General features: G+C 54.1%; 12 protein-coding genes. 7 read left to right on the top strand and 5 right to left on the bottom strand.

Annotated features, from left to right (window positions below; all coding sequences use genetic code 11):
* Positions 1 to 26: 26 nt before the first annotated feature.
* Positions 27 to 3,362 carry an intermembrane phospholipid transport protein YdbH family protein gene (locus tag G523_RS0109205; protein ID WP_081648748.1) on the bottom strand — a complete coding sequence of 1,112 codons (3,336 nt, stop codon included), beginning with the start codon at positions 3,360 to 3,362 and terminating at the stop codon, positions 27 to 29.
* 135 nt (positions 3,363 to 3,497) lie between these two features.
* Between G523_RS0109205 and G523_RS18750 the strand changes: the two genes are divergently transcribed.
* On the top strand, positions 3,498 to 4,922 hold the full coding sequence (locus tag G523_RS18750) for a M23 family metallopeptidase (RefSeq protein ID WP_022694762.1): 1,425 nt from the start codon (positions 3,498 to 3,500) through the stop codon (positions 4,920 to 4,922).
* A 96-nt stretch (positions 4,923 to 5,018) separates the two neighbouring features.
* Here the strand turns inward: G523_RS18750 and G523_RS20295 are convergent, their stop codons facing one another.
* The gene (locus G523_RS20295) at positions 5,019 to 6,317 is read right to left on the bottom strand and encodes a methyl-accepting chemotaxis protein (protein ID WP_022694761.1); all 1,299 of its coding nucleotides are present in this window, start codon (positions 6,315 to 6,317) and stop codon (positions 5,019 to 5,021) included.
* A gap of 360 nt (positions 6,318 to 6,677) precedes the next feature.
* On the opposite strand from G523_RS20295, the gene G523_RS0109190 reads away from it, so the two are divergent.
* Both G523_RS0109190 and G523_RS0109185 read left to right on the top strand, forming a co-directional pair.
* A complete protein-coding gene (locus tag G523_RS0109190; RefSeq protein WP_022694760.1) occupies positions 6,678 to 7,106 on the top strand; it encodes an FKBP-type peptidyl-prolyl cis-trans isomerase in 429 nt (142 codons plus the stop codon).
* A gap of 93 nt (positions 7,107 to 7,199) precedes the next feature.
* The gene (locus G523_RS0109185; protein WP_022694759.1) at positions 7,200 to 7,763 is read left to right on the top strand and encodes a hypothetical protein; all 564 of its coding nucleotides are present in this window, start codon (positions 7,200 to 7,202) and stop codon (positions 7,761 to 7,763) included.
* A 2-nt stretch (positions 7,764 to 7,765) separates the two neighbouring features.
* Here the strand turns inward: G523_RS0109185 and G523_RS0109180 are convergent, their stop codons facing one another.
* Positions 7,766 to 8,383 carry a hypothetical protein gene (locus G523_RS0109180; protein WP_022694758.1) on the bottom strand — a complete coding sequence of 206 codons (618 nt, stop codon included), beginning with the start codon at positions 8,381 to 8,383 and terminating at the stop codon, positions 7,766 to 7,768.
* A gap of 89 nt (positions 8,384 to 8,472) precedes the next feature.
* Between G523_RS0109180 and G523_RS20290 the strand changes: the two genes are divergently transcribed.
* Positions 8,473 to 8,913, top strand: coding sequence for a MarR family winged helix-turn-helix transcriptional regulator (locus G523_RS20290; RefSeq protein WP_022694757.1), 441 nt, complete (start codon positions 8,473 to 8,475; stop codon positions 8,911 to 8,913).
* 60 nt (positions 8,914 to 8,973) lie between these two features.
* On the opposite strand, the gene clpB is transcribed toward G523_RS20290, so the two are convergent.
* Complete coding sequence (gene clpB / locus G523_RS0109170; RefSeq protein ID WP_022694756.1) at positions 8,974 to 11,601, bottom strand: ATP-dependent chaperone ClpB; 2,628 nt, start codon at positions 11,599 to 11,601, stop codon at positions 8,974 to 8,976.
* A 490-nt stretch (positions 11,602 to 12,091) separates the two neighbouring features.
* Positions 12,092 to 12,961 (bottom strand): branched-chain amino acid aminotransferase, encoded by an 870-nt coding sequence (locus tag G523_RS0109165; protein ID WP_022694755.1) that lies wholly within the window; start codon positions 12,959 to 12,961, stop codon positions 12,092 to 12,094.
* Positions 12,962 to 13,093: 132 nt separating this feature from the next.
* On the opposite strand from G523_RS0109165, the gene G523_RS0109160 reads away from it, so the two are divergent.
* From G523_RS0109160 to G523_RS0109150, 3 genes are read left to right on the top strand one after another with little or no spacing between them, the layout of a single operon-like run.
* The gene (locus tag G523_RS0109160; RefSeq protein WP_022694754.1) at positions 13,094 to 13,594 is read left to right on the top strand and encodes a MarR family winged helix-turn-helix transcriptional regulator; all 501 of its coding nucleotides are present in this window, start codon (positions 13,094 to 13,096) and stop codon (positions 13,592 to 13,594) included.
* A complete protein-coding gene (locus G523_RS0109155; protein ID WP_022694753.1) occupies positions 13,591 to 14,274 on the top strand; it encodes a response regulator in 684 nt (227 codons plus the stop codon). Before G523_RS0109160 ends, G523_RS0109155 begins: the two co-directional genes overlap by 4 nt.
* 3 nt (positions 14,275 to 14,277) lie before the next feature.
* The gene (locus G523_RS0109150; RefSeq protein WP_022694752.1) at positions 14,278 to 15,624 is read left to right on the top strand and encodes an ATP-binding protein; all 1,347 of its coding nucleotides are present in this window, start codon (positions 14,278 to 14,280) and stop codon (positions 15,622 to 15,624) included.
* Positions 15,625 to 15,650: the final 26 nt, after the last annotated feature.

Below are 15,650 nucleotides of genomic sequence, written 5' to 3'. Positions count from 1 at the left end.
GACCTTCACGCGTCCGTTGCGACTGGTCAATCATTCTGTTGCGATTCCCGTTCCTCTCTGATCAGATCAGTGATCATGTCTTGAGTGGATTGTACTGAAGCGGACATTGACCCAGCATGAACAAGTTCTGCGAGCTCTGAATCGATCGAAATATTGAGCTTGAATAACTGGCCATCCAATACGTCCGGATTATGCCCCTGCATTTGAAGCCCCAGAACGATGTTACCCACAAGGTTGCCATTCGCGCTGACGCCGAGAACTTCGTATTCGAAGTTGCGCAGCGCATCAAATGCCATGCCCGCATATTCGTTCGCCGTCGAAGCAGACTCGCCCACATCCCCCCGGTAGCTCAAAGTGCCGTCCTCGATTGAACGCAAAAAGGCGTCGCGCAGATAAGCATTCGCCCCGACAATCTCGATTGGGAACCTGCCTGACGCGCGCCCTGCAATATCCAGATCATTGAGCGAAAACAGGCCCAGCAAGGAATGTAAATCCCACTTGTCCGCCTCGATGATGACCATCTGGCTCGGCTCGTCGAAATTCCAGATTGTTGGCTCGATCAATATACGGCCACCGACAAATGGCCATTCAGCGTGCTCTATAGAAAATCCGTCCGGACCGAGCAGTGAGACATCGGCCACGCCATTATTCAGAATAAGCGTTGGTGTGAAGCGAAATTCGTCCAGCGTGAGACGCTGCGCCTCAGCCGTTCGAAAGCCCATCAGATCAGTAAAGTTCAATGTGCCGGACAGACCGTTCAATCGGCCGAGCCGGAAGGTATCAAAGGACAACCCGTCAACCTCGATCTGCCCCGTAGACTCAATGACACCGTCCTGCCAACTGAACTGCGCTAAGGGCAGAAGAGCACCCTCAGCGTTCACCGCCAGACCGCGCAACCGTTCCGATAAATCATGCAATTGGAGCCCGCCAGCCTCAAAGGTCAGTGCCCCATTTTCGAGCACCGCAGACCCACGGTTAGATGAAAACCAGTGAATAGCACTCACATCGCCAATAAAGGCCGTTTGATCGGAAAGCCTGAGGCGCCCGTCCAATGAGATTCCTTCTGCAGACAACTCACCCGACCCGTTGAGCACCAGCGGCTGATAATACGCGTTGACCGGCTCGTTCATACTATCGGTAAAGAGTGCACCCAGGATGGTGTAGTCGATATTAAGCCCGCCAGCGCCAGCGTGTCCGCTGCCCTGTATTTCGGCGACTTCAATATCCACTGGCAGGTCTTCCAGAGATGCATCATTGTCCGTCAGATCAAAACGGACATTCAACCCACGCTCATCCGTAGCGAGCGCTGTCGACGCAAATTCGGAACGGAAATGTGCGGCCCGTCCGGCTTCTTCAATCGCGAGCCGCATTGGGATCATGAGGTTATCCCCTGCGAGTTCCAGATCGAGCACGCTGTCATACCGCCAGATAATCTGAGGATTCTGAAGCGAAATGCTGCCCGCCGCAAAACCGGTATAGAACGGAATGTCTATCGCTTCGGTCAGAAAGCCGCCGGAAAAAGCGCTGCCCTGTTGAACAAATAGCAGATCGTTCGGCGCACACAGCTCCAGCGCAGCCGGGCCAAAAGCGACGGTCGGAAGGGCTGCCGTTTCAAAGTCCAGACCCAGGCAATTGTCACGTTCGGACCGGAAGTTCCAGCCATTGCCGGCATCAAAACCCTGAACTCGCGCACGAACTTCAGCATCTTCAAAGTCGAAACCGAATGCATCGCCCGTGAAATGAATGTGACCGTCTGCAGAAAGGCTGCGTTGACTTTCACTCGACTGAAAGTCCGTTCGCGAAAAATCGATCATGATCTCACGACCTTCGGCCTCAATCTCATCAAGATGCAGGCGACGCGTAGAGAGCTGCAACGCATTGTCTGTCCTGTCCAGCATCAACCCGAGCCGGTTTGCCGAGAGGTTGACACCGGAGCGCGGCGCCGAGAACTGCAAATCGCCCTGCACCACGAATTGGTCATCGTCTATATGCAGCCAAGGGTCGGTGCCAGTTGTTCCAATGCGCAGAATTTCACTCCGCGCATCGCCCTGAATATTGCCGGGACGCAGAGCATTCAGCTCATAGGTGAACGGCATGAAGGTAAAGCCGGCTTCAAATTCCAGGCCGGTAGAAAAGCCGCTGGCGAGATTCAGAAGGCTGCCCTGAACCTTCTGCGCATGGGCGGTAAATGGCTGTGGCAAGGTAAAGCTGCTGAACAGTGTCTGCCGGAATGCGGGCTCGAGCGCGGCATCGGTCACACTCACGACGCCTTCCAAAGACCCTGCACCGTTGAACAGCGCAGTCCTGTCCAATGAGAGATTGCCGGTCAGAACGGACCGCTCTGCACGCATGACATTCACAAGCTCAAGCCGGGATGTGCCTGCGATCTCACCGACAAGGCGCTCGCCTTCAGCATCAAGACGCAACTGGGCTGCGACCTGCCCGCCGTTCAGACTGCCCGCGTTGAAACTCGACAGGGACAGCGTTGCATCAACTGCGTCCAGCAACAGGTTTTCTGTAGAGACCTCCCCGCCTGTGAAGGTGAGCCGAACAAGCCCGTCAGATTGAATGCCTCGCCCGCTCTGACCCGGGCGCGACAGATGTTCAGCGCGCATTTGCCAGTTCGCTTCATACTCATGGTCGTTCGCCGGCGTTATGTTCGCTTCAAGCACCACGTCAGCAAAGGATACGGTTTCAAGCTCTGCTGTACGTAGATCGATTTCGACCTGACCCGAGATACGCCCTTCAGCAATAATAAGGTCTGCGTGCGCGCTTCTCAGATCCAGCTGGTGACCATCCATAGCAAGCTGAGCAGGTTCTAACGTTATATTAGACGTAATTTCCCGCTGCAGAGCGCCAGAAGATGAGACTGTGCCTGTCACAGGCCCGGCATCAGTCAAAACAGTGAGCCGACCGTCTTCAATGGCAAAAGGTGGTAACTCCATGCCAGACGAACCGGAGCTCTCGCCGGACTGAAGTGCCTCAAGCATGGCAACTTTTACCTCGCCACCGCGTGTGTCGACGGTCAGGTGTGGCTCAAAAACACTGACCGATGTGACCGCAGGGCTGAACCAGCCATTCCAGTCCATCGTCAAAGCGAGTCGCTCTGCAGTGACCGGTTCTACGCCGTCTTTGGTTAATTCGAGTTCATAAAAACTAACAGAACTGAAGTTTAATTGGTCTATTTGAACCGAACAGTTAATTCCTCTATCGTTACACACTTGACGAACAGCTATTTCTGCAATCGGAATGCGGAAAAGCCAAAAAGAAGCAGGGATGACGACCAGTCCAACGCCAACGGCCAATAAAAGCCAGTAACGACGTTTCAAACGTCGTTTAGGTATTGTGTTATCAGAAGTCATACCCAGCCGCTGAAGTGTTTAACTATGAGCCATGTATATTGGCATAATTCGTGAATAAATTGGCTCATTGTTAACGTTTCTTGTGAATTTTTACGAGTGAGTGTGTTTTCTTTACACAAAAAGCGGAGTGTCCACGTGGTCGGAGTATTTGATCCAAAGTCGGAAACTACCAAAACATCAGGTTCTGGTCGGCTTAAACTCTCAATCGGCGTATTAGCGATTGCAATTGGCGGCATTGGTGTAATGAGCTGGTCAGCTCTTACTTCATCCCCTTCAACAGAGGCTGATGTTTATCTTGCCTCCCTCGAAGCGCCACAAATTTCAGAAGCCCCAGAAGAGCCTCAGCTCATTCTTACGTCTTTCCAGGAACTGGAACCACTCCCACAGATTTACGAACGTACAGACGAACTTCAGCCACGTGACACACTTACGGACCTGATGGACCGCCTTGGCGTGAGCCGCTCTGAAGCCAACTCCGCGCTCTACTCTCTTTATGATGAAGAGTTTATCGACCCGCGCCGCGTCCGTCCCGGGCTTGAAGTCACAGCCCACGTTGAAGCTTCACCAACTGAAGAAGACCCTGACGCTGTTCGCCTGATCGGCCTCACACTCAAGCACGCTTCTGAAGCAAGCCTCGTTGTGTCGCGCACATCTGATGGCGGCTTTACCGCTCACGAACTGCACACACGCCTTATGCCGGTGACACGCCGCGTATCTGGCACAGTTCAGACAAGCCTTTACGAAGCAGCACTCGACGCTGGCGCACACGATGCGCAGGTTTTCGATTTTGCTCAGATCTACGCTTATGACGTCGACTTTCAACGTGAAATGCGTGTTGGCGACGAATTCGAGATCGTATTCGAAGAGTATGTCGACGAGCGCGGCAACTATATCCGCAGCGGCGACATTCTGTTTGCAGCGCTGGACGGTTACGCAACCGATCGCGAATTCTACCGCTTCACACCATCTGATGATGGCATCACCGACTATTTCGACGCTGAAGGCGAAGCAGCCCGTAAGTTCCTGATGAAAACGCCAATCAACGGCGCGCGTCTTTCATCCAACTTCGGCTACCGAACACACCCGATCTCCGGCTACACCCGCCTGCATAAGGGTACCGACTTCGCTGCACCAACCGGCACACCGGTCATGGCGGCGGGTAACGGCACTATTGAGCGCGCGTCCCGCTTTGGCACATACGGAAACTATGTTCGTATTCGTCACGCAAACGGCTACCAGACGGCTTATGCTCACCTGAACGGCTACGGCCCGGGCATCCGCTCCGGCGTCCGCGTGCAGCAAGGTGACATTATCGGTTATGTCGGCTCTACAGGCGCCTCCACCGGCCCTCACCTCCACTATGAGGTGCTGGAGAATGGCAACCATATCAACGCAATGTCTCTCGACCTGCCAACAGGTCGCCAGCTTGAAGGTCCTCTTCTTGAAGAGTTCAACGAAGCACGAGCCGAGATCGACCGTATTCGCGGTGTAAACGAGACAGAAACTCTATTCGCCAGCTCTTCTCAGCTGGAAGAAGGTGAAGAGTCTACGTTCGAATAGACACCGACACCCTCCGAATACAAAGAACCCGCCACTTTTCAGTGACGGGTTTTTTCTTTTTTCAGTCTCAGGTCCGTTAAAATTGCACTTTCGTGCTTAACTAGCTTGACGAAGTGCCGACATGAAGCGCGTCATCGCCTCATCAATTCGAGCAACGTGTTCATTTGTCATCCGAACAGCATCCACCGTATCAACAGCAAGGCGCTCGCTCTTTGCTGCGACCTGCGACGTCATACCCGCATTCTCAGCCATAAGCCGTACCGCTACGCTGGAGTTTTCAGCATTACCTGCAATTTCAGATGAACTTTGCTCCTGTTGGCGAACTGCTTCAGCGATGTGAGCCGCACCTTCAGTAACTTCATTCACACTCGAATTAACGTCACCCAACGCCTCAGTAATAACCGCAACAGTTTGCTCGAGCTGGGCAATATTATCTGCAATCCGCTCGGTTGCCTGCGAGGTATCCTGTGCAAGTTTCTTCACTTCCTGCGCGACGATAGCAAAGCCCTTGCCTGCCTCACCCGCTCGCGCGGCTTCAATGGTCGCATTCAACGCGAGCAGATTAGTCTGATTGGCGATGCCATTGATCAGGCCTGTTACACTGGAGATCTGACCGGTAACTTCCATGAGACGGGTATTAGTCCCGACAACGTCTTCGACGTTGCGCGCGATGCGGTCAATATGACTGGAATTGGTTTCCATGCTTCCAGAAATGTCACGAATAGTCGCTGAAAGCTCTTCGGATGCTGCTGCAACGGACTGAACATTGGCCTGAACCTGATCCGGCGCTGTGTTTGAACCGCTCACGCTTTCGCGCACACGCCGCGTTTCATCGCCAAGCGACTTTGCCATTTGCGCCACCGAGTCAATGGTCTCACGCATAGACTCAAACGAGCTGCGAACCTCTGCGTCGAATGCCTGCGCAAGCTCCTCTCTCTGTTTAGCCGCATCATTCTGAGCTACGCGGAAGAAGTGCCATAGCGTCACTGCAGCATCCGTGAACACCGAACGAAGTACCAGCTTCACATAAGCATCTCTCTGACTTTCGAACTTCTTGGGCATATTATTGATCAGCGTAGTGACCAGTGACGTCGCATAGGCGTGATAGCCAAACATGTAATCAAAGAAGTCGATCGACTGTGCGAGGCGCTCAGAAATTTTCTCCTGCGCCCCGAGATACTGGGCATCAAAATCACCCGGTACAATCTTACCAAACTTGAATTTTTCAGCCGCCATGAGTTCTGGCGGAAGGACATCAACCGGTTTAGTGCCATTCTGATATGTGAAATTAATCATATCCTCCAGATGCGGTTCCAACATCTCGCGGATATGCTGCCCCATCTCACTGTCGCCGGTGCTAAATCGAATGATCCGATCTTCAGGTTTGAAGTCCATGTCCGTTTCCTCAATCCAACCGTTATGGTTTTTTGGCCTGAATCTGCATGAACATGGTTAAGGTATGGCCCTCGCTAAGCAGAAAATTTCACCGAATTTCGACAAAATAGAGCACCTCAGCAACCCAAAAAAGAAGCGCAAACATAATCAACCCAAAGTGCATCAATTCGGTATGCCGGCCGCATTACACAGAGAGCGGAACGATCCGGCTCAGAAAGACACGTCAGCAGCCACCTTGAATTTATCGACTTTGTGACGTTTACAGCGCCGCTCGTGATGACTAGGTTCTGGCATAAGCTTAAGCACCTGCGCCAGATACGCAGCCTTGCAAATCCACCTCCGAACAGAATTGGAATTCCTATGTCCGAAGCAAAAGCCGGCGATAAAGTCCGCATTCACTACACAGGTACACTGAATGACGGCTCCACCTTTGACTCCAGCGCCGGACGTGACCCACTTGAGTTCACAGTCGGATCCGGTCAGGTCATTCCAGGCTTTGACACAGCTGTCACAGGCATGGCGGTTGGCGAGAAGAAAACTGTCACAATTCCTGCTGATCAGGCTTATGGCCAACCAGACCCTCGCGCCGTTCAGGTTATTCCGCGCGACAACATTCCGGCAGACATTCCTCTGGAAGTCGGCCTGCAGCTTCAGGCTTCAGGCCCGGACGGTCAGGTCATGGTCGTAACTGTGAAAGAGATCACAGAAACAGAAGTTACACTGGACGCAAACCATCGTCTGGCTGGCGAAGACCTCACTTTCGCGCTCGAACTCGTCGAAATCGCATAAGCTGAACAGATTGCGCAGCGGCGACGCTGTCGCCCGCGTTTGACATCTGACGATTGTCGTAGTCCCCTCATTCTCTCGAATGGGGGGATTTTTATGTCGACACACCTGAAGCTCATTATAGCGAGCGCCGCTGCGCTATCGGTCACAAGCATGGCAGAGGCGTGCACTTGCCCTCCTTATGCTGACGCCGCGCAACACGCTGAAGAATTCGATTTTGTTGCATTCGGTCATGTAGAAGACGTCTGGCAGCTGCCTGTTGATGATGGGAGCGAAGCCATGTTTGAGTATGAACGCGTCTATACGATCGCTCTGGAAGCATATGTGGAAGCGGTGGAAGCTGGCGAGGATACACGTGGGCTTGATGAATTTAGCGACGACTTTTACGCTGAAAATCCACCGCCGCGCCAACCGCCGTATCCGCAAGGTGGCGGTGCGATTTCGCGCATTTCGATTTCCAATGTTTTCAAGGGCGATCCAACAAGCCAAATCTATCTTCACACAGGCAGACCGGGAAATCCGACCTGCGGCGTGAGCTATGCAGACGATTCTGACATTATCGTTCTCGCGAACAATAATGGCGGGCGCTTTGGTGCATGGATGTGCTCTCTGCCACGCTTCTCCCGCGAAGAATACGAAGCCGCATTGAGTGGGGAGTAAAACTACTCCCCTCCGAAATGCGCGTGCGCCTGTTCCACGACAGTATCCAGTGCATTGTCCATGAGAGGTCGCATATCGTTTGATACGAACTGCTGGATAAAGTGGTGCTTGTACCAGGCATTAGGTTTCAGCCTGTAAGTCCACACAAGTTCGCTACGACCATCTGGCAGTTCGCGCCATGCCTGCTGGCCCAGCGCATAATCCAGATTCTGGCCCGCTGCGCTCGTATAATTCCAGACTTGATAGCGGAACAGCGTTGGAAAGTCGTTTTCCAGAACACGCTCCATCGCAAAATGGCCATCCGAAAACTCAAGACGACGCACAGAGCCCTCCTGCGGCCATTCTCCGTGCACCACAACGACGTCGATCGGTTTGCGGATCTGATCGGTCTCTTCCATCGCGCCGACAATGCGCTGCTCACTCTCGATGAATTCACGAAGTGGGACCAGAGGCGCGTTAAAGACGCGGCGCGTTTCGTATTCCGCATACTGGCCGTCTCGTATGGTTGGCGCCTCACCCGTATATGTCGGTGGCACGTCGGGAGGCGCGATATTCGCGCTGCACGCCGCCATCGTGACCGCCACGATACCTGCCGTAATTGTCCGGGACATAGTTTTCATCGACTTACCCTCTCCGCGTGATTAACAATACGAGGAACGTACAATAATTATACGGACTTCGTATAATCATAAAATTGTGAGCTGCATAAATGACGAGCCGGAACGCACAGAGCCTGCTTCAGAGCGTGAATACATTGCTGCGTATTTTTACCGTCGACGAACAACAGTATCCGTCAGCGGAAGGACGCATGCGTTACAATCCTCTGGACTTTCAGACCCTGCGCTATCTGGCGGACTATCCGGACACGTCCGCCGCAGATGTCGCGCGGTTCCTCGGTGTCGTCCCAACGACGCAGCAGGCGGTTATGGACAGGCTCGTAAAGCAGGGGCTGGTAGAACGCACCCCGCATCCGACAAGCAAGCGTTCAAAAGCCCATCGTCTGACCGAGGCGGGGAATGAGATGCTCGCGGCAATAATCCGGCAGGATCTAGCCAACATGAATACGATGCTCTCTGCACTCACGTGCGAAGAACAGGACGAGATCGTACGCATGCTGGAGAAGATTTCGTCAGCGGTTGAAACGCCCTGAACAGACAAACGCCCTGCTCGTTCGAACAGGGCGTTTCTGAAATTGCTTTCGCAAAAGGCGTTAGCTAACTGCGCGTTCGCCCTTCACCATCGAGCCCGGCATGCCGTTGAGTTCGAGCATACCCGCCTCAGCAGAAACCTTCACAGTCTCCCCATCCTTCACCTTCCCTTCAAGGATCAGGCGAGCAAGCGGGTCCTGCAGCTCACGTTGAATGAGACGCTTGAGCGGACGCGCGCCATAGATCGGGTCATAGCCGCGATTTGCGAGCCAGGTCTTAGCGGCCTGATCCAGATCAATCTCAATCTGACGATCTGCCAGCAGACGTGCCAGACGGTCGACCTGAATGTCCACGATCCGGTCGATCTCGTTACGACCAAGGCGTTTGAAGAACACGGTCTCATCGATACGGTTCAAAAACTCCGGACGGAAGTGGGACCGGATCGCTGCAGACACGGACTCCCGTGCGCCGTCAGAGATTTCATCGTCACTATCGTCATTCGCCAGAGCATCTGCGCCAAGGTTAGACGTCATGATGATCAGCGTGTTCTTGAAGTCGACCGTTTTGCCCTGACCATCAGTCAGACGACCATCGTCTAGCACCTGGAGCAGCACATTGAACAGATCCGGGTGGGCCTTCTCGACCTCGTCGAACAGAACCACCTGATACGGCCTTCGACGTACCGCTTCAGTCAGCGCGCCGCCCTGATCATAACCGACATAGCCCGGAGGCGCGCCGATCAGACGGCTAACCGCGTGTTTCTCCATGTATTCCGACATATCGAGACGCAGCACCGCCTGCTCATCATCAAACAGGAAACCGGCAAGCGCCTTGGTAAGCTCGGTTTTACCGACACCGGTCGGGCCGACGAACAGGAATGAACCGATCGGACGGTTCGGGTCCTGCAAGCCTGCGCGCGACCGACGCACCGCATTAGAAACGGCCGACAGCGCCTCTTCCTGACCAACAACGCGTTTGCGAAGCTCATCTTCCATACGAAGCAGTTTTTCGCGTTCGCCTTCCATCATCTTGTCGACAGGCACGCCAGTCCATTTGGATACAACCTGCGCGATGTTTTCAGATCGAACGACTTCAGAAACCAGACCTTCTTCGGCACCAGCTCCGTCGCCATCACGCGCTTCAGCATCTTTCACCAGCTGTTCGAGCTGTGGAATTTCGCCGTATTTGAGCGCGCTCGCGCGGCCCCAGTCCTGACGACGTTCAGCATCAGCGAGCTCTGCACGCAGTTGGTCGAGCTTCTTCTTGGCTTCGGTAGACCCGGCCAGTTTCTGCTTCTCCGCCTGCCACGCTGTCGTGAGTTCCGCTGACTTCGTCTCAAGTTCAGAGATTTCCGAGCCCAGCTTTTCAAGCCGGTCCTGAGACGCCTCGTCTTTCTCTTTCTTCAGCGCTTCGGCTTCAATCTTCAGCTGCATCAGACGGCGGTCGATCTCGTCCAGCTCTTCCGGTTTGGAGTCGACCTGCATACGCAGGCGCGATGCCGCCTCGTCCATCAGGTCGATGGCTTTATCCGGCAGGAAGCGGTCTGTGATGTAGCGGTTGGAGAGCGTCGCAGCCGCCACAATCGCACCGTCAGAAATGCGCACGCCATGATGTACTTCATAACGATCTTTCAAACCGCGCAGAATAGAAATCGTATCTTCCACTGTCGGTTCATCAACAAAGACCGGCTGGAAACGACGGGCCAGCGCCGCGTCCTTCTCAACATATTTGCGATACTCATCCAGCGTGGTTGCGCCAACACAATGGAGTTCACCGCGCGCAAGCGCAGGCTTTAACAGGTTGGATGCATCCATCGCGCCGTCCGACTTGCCGGCACCGACCAGCGTGTGCATCTCGTCAATAAAGAGCACGATTTCACCCTCGGACGTCTGAACCTCATTGAGAACAGACTTAAGGCGCTCTTCGAACTCACCGCGGAATTTCGCACCCGCAATCAGTGCGCCCATATCCAGCGCGAGGAGACGTTTATCCTTCAGGCTCTCAGGCACATCACCGTTGATGATGCGGAGGGCGAGACCTTCTGCAATGGCGGTTTTACCGACACCCGGCTCACCAATGAGCACAGGATTGTTTTTAGTACGTCGGGAAAGCACCTGAATCGTGCGGCGAATTTCTTCGTCGCGGCCAATAACGGGATCAAGCTTGCCGGAACGGGCATCCTCAGTGAGATCGCGCGCATATTTCTTAAGCGCCTCATAACCTTCTTCGGCGTTTTCACTGTCCGCTGTCCGGCCCTGGCGTAGCTTGTCGACAGCTTGCTGGAGACCTTCTGGCGTTGCACCGGAAGACCGCAGCGCGTCAGCCGCCTTACACTGTGTCTTGGCAATTGCGATCAGAATGCGTTCCACAGTGACAAAGCTGTCTCCTGCCGCTTTCGCATCCTTATCCGCCGTCTGGTAAACCTGTGCGGTTTCGCTGGCGAGATAGATCTGACCATTAACCCCGGAAACGGCTGGCAGTTTAGTCAGGGCTTCGTCCACAGCTGAGCGCACAAGATCGGCACGTCCACCGGCAGCCGTGATAAGGTTAGCAGCGAGCTGGTCTTTATCCTCCAGCATTGCTTTAAGCAAATGCTCCGGCGTGAATTGCTGATGGCGTGCCGCAAGCGCGGAGGATTGAGCAGCCTGAATGACCGCGCGGGCGCGTTCTGTATAGGTTTCTGGGTTCATGGCTCTACTCTTCGAAAATCTATGCCGCAGGATGCGGCAACCGTCTCAAGAAACATGGTGTGCTATTTTTACAACACAAGGTTCCAGCCCTAAATTTTTTGCGGTTATCCGCCGCACCCGCTTCTGCATAGTTTTGAAAAAACATACTTACTAAGTCAGGAAACCGTTTTAGCTTTAAATCATTGTTTGTAATGTATAAATTTTGAGAAACAGTCTCAATTACAGTATATACAACTTAATAAATCAAGATTTCGACGTGTTTTATTGTCACCCTATTAACTTTTAAAAGGTAAACGTGTTTTTGTTCATTCAGGAGACGGGATACGCTCCGATCACTGGCGGCCGGGTCACCGGCCGCCAACTTTTTCTGAAGAGCATATAATGCCCGATTTCACGAGGATCTGGCCTGCACAGGGAAGACCACCCGACTTCCACAAAGAAAAAGGCGAGCCGCGCGGCTCGCCTTTCTTGTTTTAAGTTCTGCTTCGGATCAGACCTTCACGCCCCGAACGAGGTTGGAATAGTCATCCACCATGTACCGGGAAATGTCTGACGGCTTGTAGATATGCTCGCCAATCTCTGACACAGGCGTCACTTCGGCCGCCGAGCCGGTGATGAAGCATTCTGAGAATGTCGATAGCTCATCCGGCATGATCGCGCGTTCAATGACTTCAATCTGGCGCTCTTTGGCGAGACCGATAACCGTCTGTCGGGTCAGACCGTTAAGGAAGCAATCAGGTGTTGGCGTGTGAATCGCGCCATCGCGAACGAAGAAGATGTTCGCTCCTGTCGCTTCAGCGACCTGACCGCGGTAATCCAGCATCAGCGCATCAGCATATCCATCTTTCTCCGCAGCATGTTTGGAGAGCGTACAGATCATGTAGAGGCCAGCAGCTTTCGCGTGGCATGGCGCAGTGTCCGGAGCCGGACGACGCCATTGTGCGTGAGTGAGGCGGATGCCTTTCATCTTGTCTGCGAAATAGTCGCCCCAATGCCAGACCGCAATTGCGAGGTGGATTGTGTTCTGCTGTGCAGACACGCCCATCATTTCAGAACCGCGCCATGCAATCGCACGGATGTAAGCACTTTCAAGGCCTGAACGCGCCAGAGCTTCTTTCTTTGCGTCTTCGATCTGATCGACCGTGTACGGGATTTCGAAGCCCATAATCTTCGCAGAATTATGCAGGCGTTCAGAGTGCAGACGAGATTTGAAAATCACACCATTGTAAGCGCGCTCGCCTTCAAAAACGGAAGATGCGTAATGCAGGGCGTGCGTCAGCAGGTGTACTTTCGTATCCCGCCACGGCACGAATTCCCCATCCATCCAGATATAGCCGTCGCGATCGTCGTAGGGGGCCAAAGCCTTTTTCCTTCTTTATGCGTCTGAGTTCATCTCAGTATGAGTATCTGATCTACTGAATAACTTCTATAGCCTGCTTGGCAATGGAAATCGCACTGGCAGAAACCGATAAAATCGTGTCAAAATAGCCCAATGAGCGTCAATTCTTTCCCCAATAAGCCGCGAGCGGAGCGCCTCGATGGCAGACTTTTCCTGACAGAGGAAAATCTAGACAGGGGCACGCTCACGCTTCTGGCTGCCGCGCGCAAAATAGAAGTCCAGCTGCGCCGTTCAATTTCCGATGCAGGATTATCCGCGACAGAAGTGGCTGTACTTACGGAAATCTGTCTTGAACCCGGCATAGATGTCTCCAGCCTACGAGACCGCGTGGGTGGCACGACGCCGACCATTGCGCGCATTCTGGCGGGGCTTGAGAAACAAGGACTGATTGACCGTCCGAAAGCTGAAGGCGATGCCCGGCGCCGCGCACTGCGTCTTACGCGTCAGGGCATGGGACTGATCGACCACGCGCTAGCTGCAATCCGCAAGGGTATGACGCAAGTTTACCGCCAGTCTGGCGAACCGTCCGTTACCGGCGCCATCGAGCTTCTACAAACCATCATCAGCATTCATGAGGAGCAGCCGAAACCATGAACCGTGCGCCAAGTCATATTCTTGTTGTTGATGATGATGACCGTATCCGTGATCTCACCCGCCGTTTTCTCAGCAATCTCGGATATCACGTCACAGCTGCAAATGGAGGTGTGACGGCGAAGAAGCTACTGGAGCAACTCGTCTTTGATCTGATTGTCCTGGACGTCATGATGCCACAAGTGGACGGGTTCGAGCTGCTGGAGCATTTGCGCCAGACGGACAAAACCACCCCTGTCATCATGCTCACAGCTCGCGGCGAAACGACAGATCGCATTGAAGGCCTGAAGCTTGGCGCCGACGATTACCTCACCAAGCCGTTCGAACCGGAAGAACTGGCATTGCGCATTGCGGCTGTACTTCGCCGTGTTGTTGTTGAGGAGCCTGTCGAAGAGATCGAAATGTCAGGTCTTATCTTCAATCTGATGCGTGAAGAACTGAAGGACGGTGATAAGCTGGTCCGCCTGACTGATGGAGAAACACAGCTCCTGAAAATTCTGGCCGAGAATGCAGGTGAGCCGGTCAGCCGCGAAGCGCTGGCCAATGGAACCAGTGCTGGCGCAGACCGGTCCGTCGACGTTCAGATCACGCGCCTTCGTCGCAAGATCGAGCCGGACCCGAAAGAGCCAATCCATATCCAGACGGTGCGCAGCATTGGCTACCGCTTAATGCCGGACGCCTGATTCATGCTTCGATTGAGAGATTTCACACCGCGAGGGTTCTACGCGCGCAGCCTGCTTCTGGTGCTATTGCCACTCGTATTGCTGCTCATCGTGATGACATGGCTGTTCTATGACTCACATATTCAGCAGGTCAGCCGGAAAATGTCTCAATCAGTGGCTGGCGAAGTCGCTGAAGTGACCAGGCTGCTCGTCGCAGACACTGACACGCGCCCCGTACAAGAGCGCATCAGAACCGCCGAAGATGCACTGCGTCTCGAGGTCGAGTTCATTCCACGTGCACCGCTGCCCGATCCGATTGAAGGCGCATTCTGGCGCGAAAGCCGCGATGAAATACTTCGCCACGAACTCGACATCAGTCTCGGGCAGACGCCCTTTTGGTTCGACACGGCCTATTCAGCCTCCCAAATCGAGATCCTGGTACAGCCTGCTGCAGCGGGCGATCAGATGCTCCGTTTCTTCGTGGACCAGAAGCGCGCATTTGCGACAACCGGACACAACTTCATCGCCTGGGTGGCGATCTTTTCTGTTCTACTGGTCATCATCACCATCGGTTTCCTGCGCAATCAGGTGAAATCGGTTCTGCGGCTGGCAACGGCAGCCGAAGCCTGGGGGCGCGGCGAAGATATGGCTGACCTGAAGCCGTCAGGCGCGACCGAAGTCCGTCAGGCGTCGCTCGCCATCCGCCAGATGCGCGACAGAATTGTGGCCCACGCCGAACAACGCACAGCCATGCTCGCAGGCGTAAGCCATGATCTGCGCACACCATTGACGCGCCTGAAGTTACAGCTCGCTTTGCTGCCACCTTCCGACGACCTTAAAGCGGCCCGCAAAGATCTGGATGAGATGGCGGCCATGCTCGACGAATATCTGGCCTTCGCACGCGGTGAAGAAGGCGAAGCCTATGAAGACTGCGACCTCTCCACCATCACACATGATGCGGCAAGCGTGATGGGAGACAGAGCGCAGCTTTCGATCACCGCCCTGCCCGGCGTCATTGTCCGTATCCGGCCTCTGGCGATTAAACGGGCGCTTTCAAACCTGATCAATAATGCAGCTGACTATGGCTCTGCCATGATGATTACAGTTCATCAGGATAAGAATATGGCGCGCGTAACGGTCGAAGATAACGGACCAGGCATCCCCGAAGACAGGCTGCAGGATGCCTTTAAGCCATTTGTTCGCCTCGATGCTGCACGCAACCAGAATATCAAAGGCGTCGGTCTGGGCCTCGCTATCGCACGCGATGTCGCCCGTAGCCATGGCGGCGATATTTATCTCGGTCAGTCCGGTATGGGCGGGCTGAAAGCCGAGTTTGTAATTCCGGTTCAACACCACGCCATTGGCAAATAAAAAAAGCCGGACACGAGGCCCGGCTT

Source organism: Ponticaulis koreensis DSM 19734 (assembly GCF_000420665.1).
GTDB classification, from domain to species: Bacteria; Pseudomonadota; Alphaproteobacteria; order Caulobacterales; family Hyphomonadaceae; genus Ponticaulis; species Ponticaulis koreensis.
Note: the sequence above shows the minus strand (reverse complement) of the source record. Positions and strands in the feature narration are given on the sequence as shown.

What these genes read in the sequence shown, in the direction of transcription:
- G523_RS20295 (WP_022694761.1), bottom strand. Translation starts at nt 6,317, where the DNA reads ATGGACTTCAAACCTGAAGATCGGATCATTCGATTTAGCACCGGCGAC.
- clpB (WP_022694756.1), bottom strand. Translation starts at nt 11,601, where the DNA reads ATGAACCCAGAAACCTATACAGAACGCGCCCGCGCGGTCATTCAGGCT.
- G523_RS20290 (WP_022694757.1), top strand. Translation starts at nt 8,473, where the DNA reads ATGACGAGCCGGAACGCACAGAGCCTGCTTCAGAGCGTGAATACATTG.
- G523_RS0109150 (WP_022694752.1), top strand. Translation starts at nt 14,278, where the DNA reads ATGCTTCGATTGAGAGATTTCACACCGCGAGGGTTCTACGCGCGCAGC.
- G523_RS0109160 (WP_022694754.1), top strand. Translation starts at nt 13,094, where the DNA reads ATGAGCGTCAATTCTTTCCCCAATAAGCCGCGAGCGGAGCGCCTCGAT.
- G523_RS0109155 (WP_022694753.1), top strand. Translation starts at nt 13,591, where the DNA reads ATGAACCGTGCGCCAAGTCATATTCTTGTTGTTGATGATGATGACCGT.
- G523_RS0109190 (WP_022694760.1), top strand. Translation starts at nt 6,678, where the DNA reads ATGTCCGAAGCAAAAGCCGGCGATAAAGTCCGCATTCACTACACAGGT.
- G523_RS0109180 (WP_022694758.1), bottom strand. Translation starts at nt 8,383, where the DNA reads ATGAAAACTATGTCCCGGACAATTACGGCAGGTATCGTGGCGGTCACG.
- G523_RS0109205 (WP_081648748.1), bottom strand. Translation starts at nt 3,362, where the DNA reads ATGACTTCTGATAACACAATACCTAAACGACGTTTGAAACGTCGTTAC.
- G523_RS0109185 (WP_022694759.1), top strand. Translation starts at nt 7,200, where the DNA reads ATGTCGACACACCTGAAGCTCATTATAGCGAGCGCCGCTGCGCTATCG.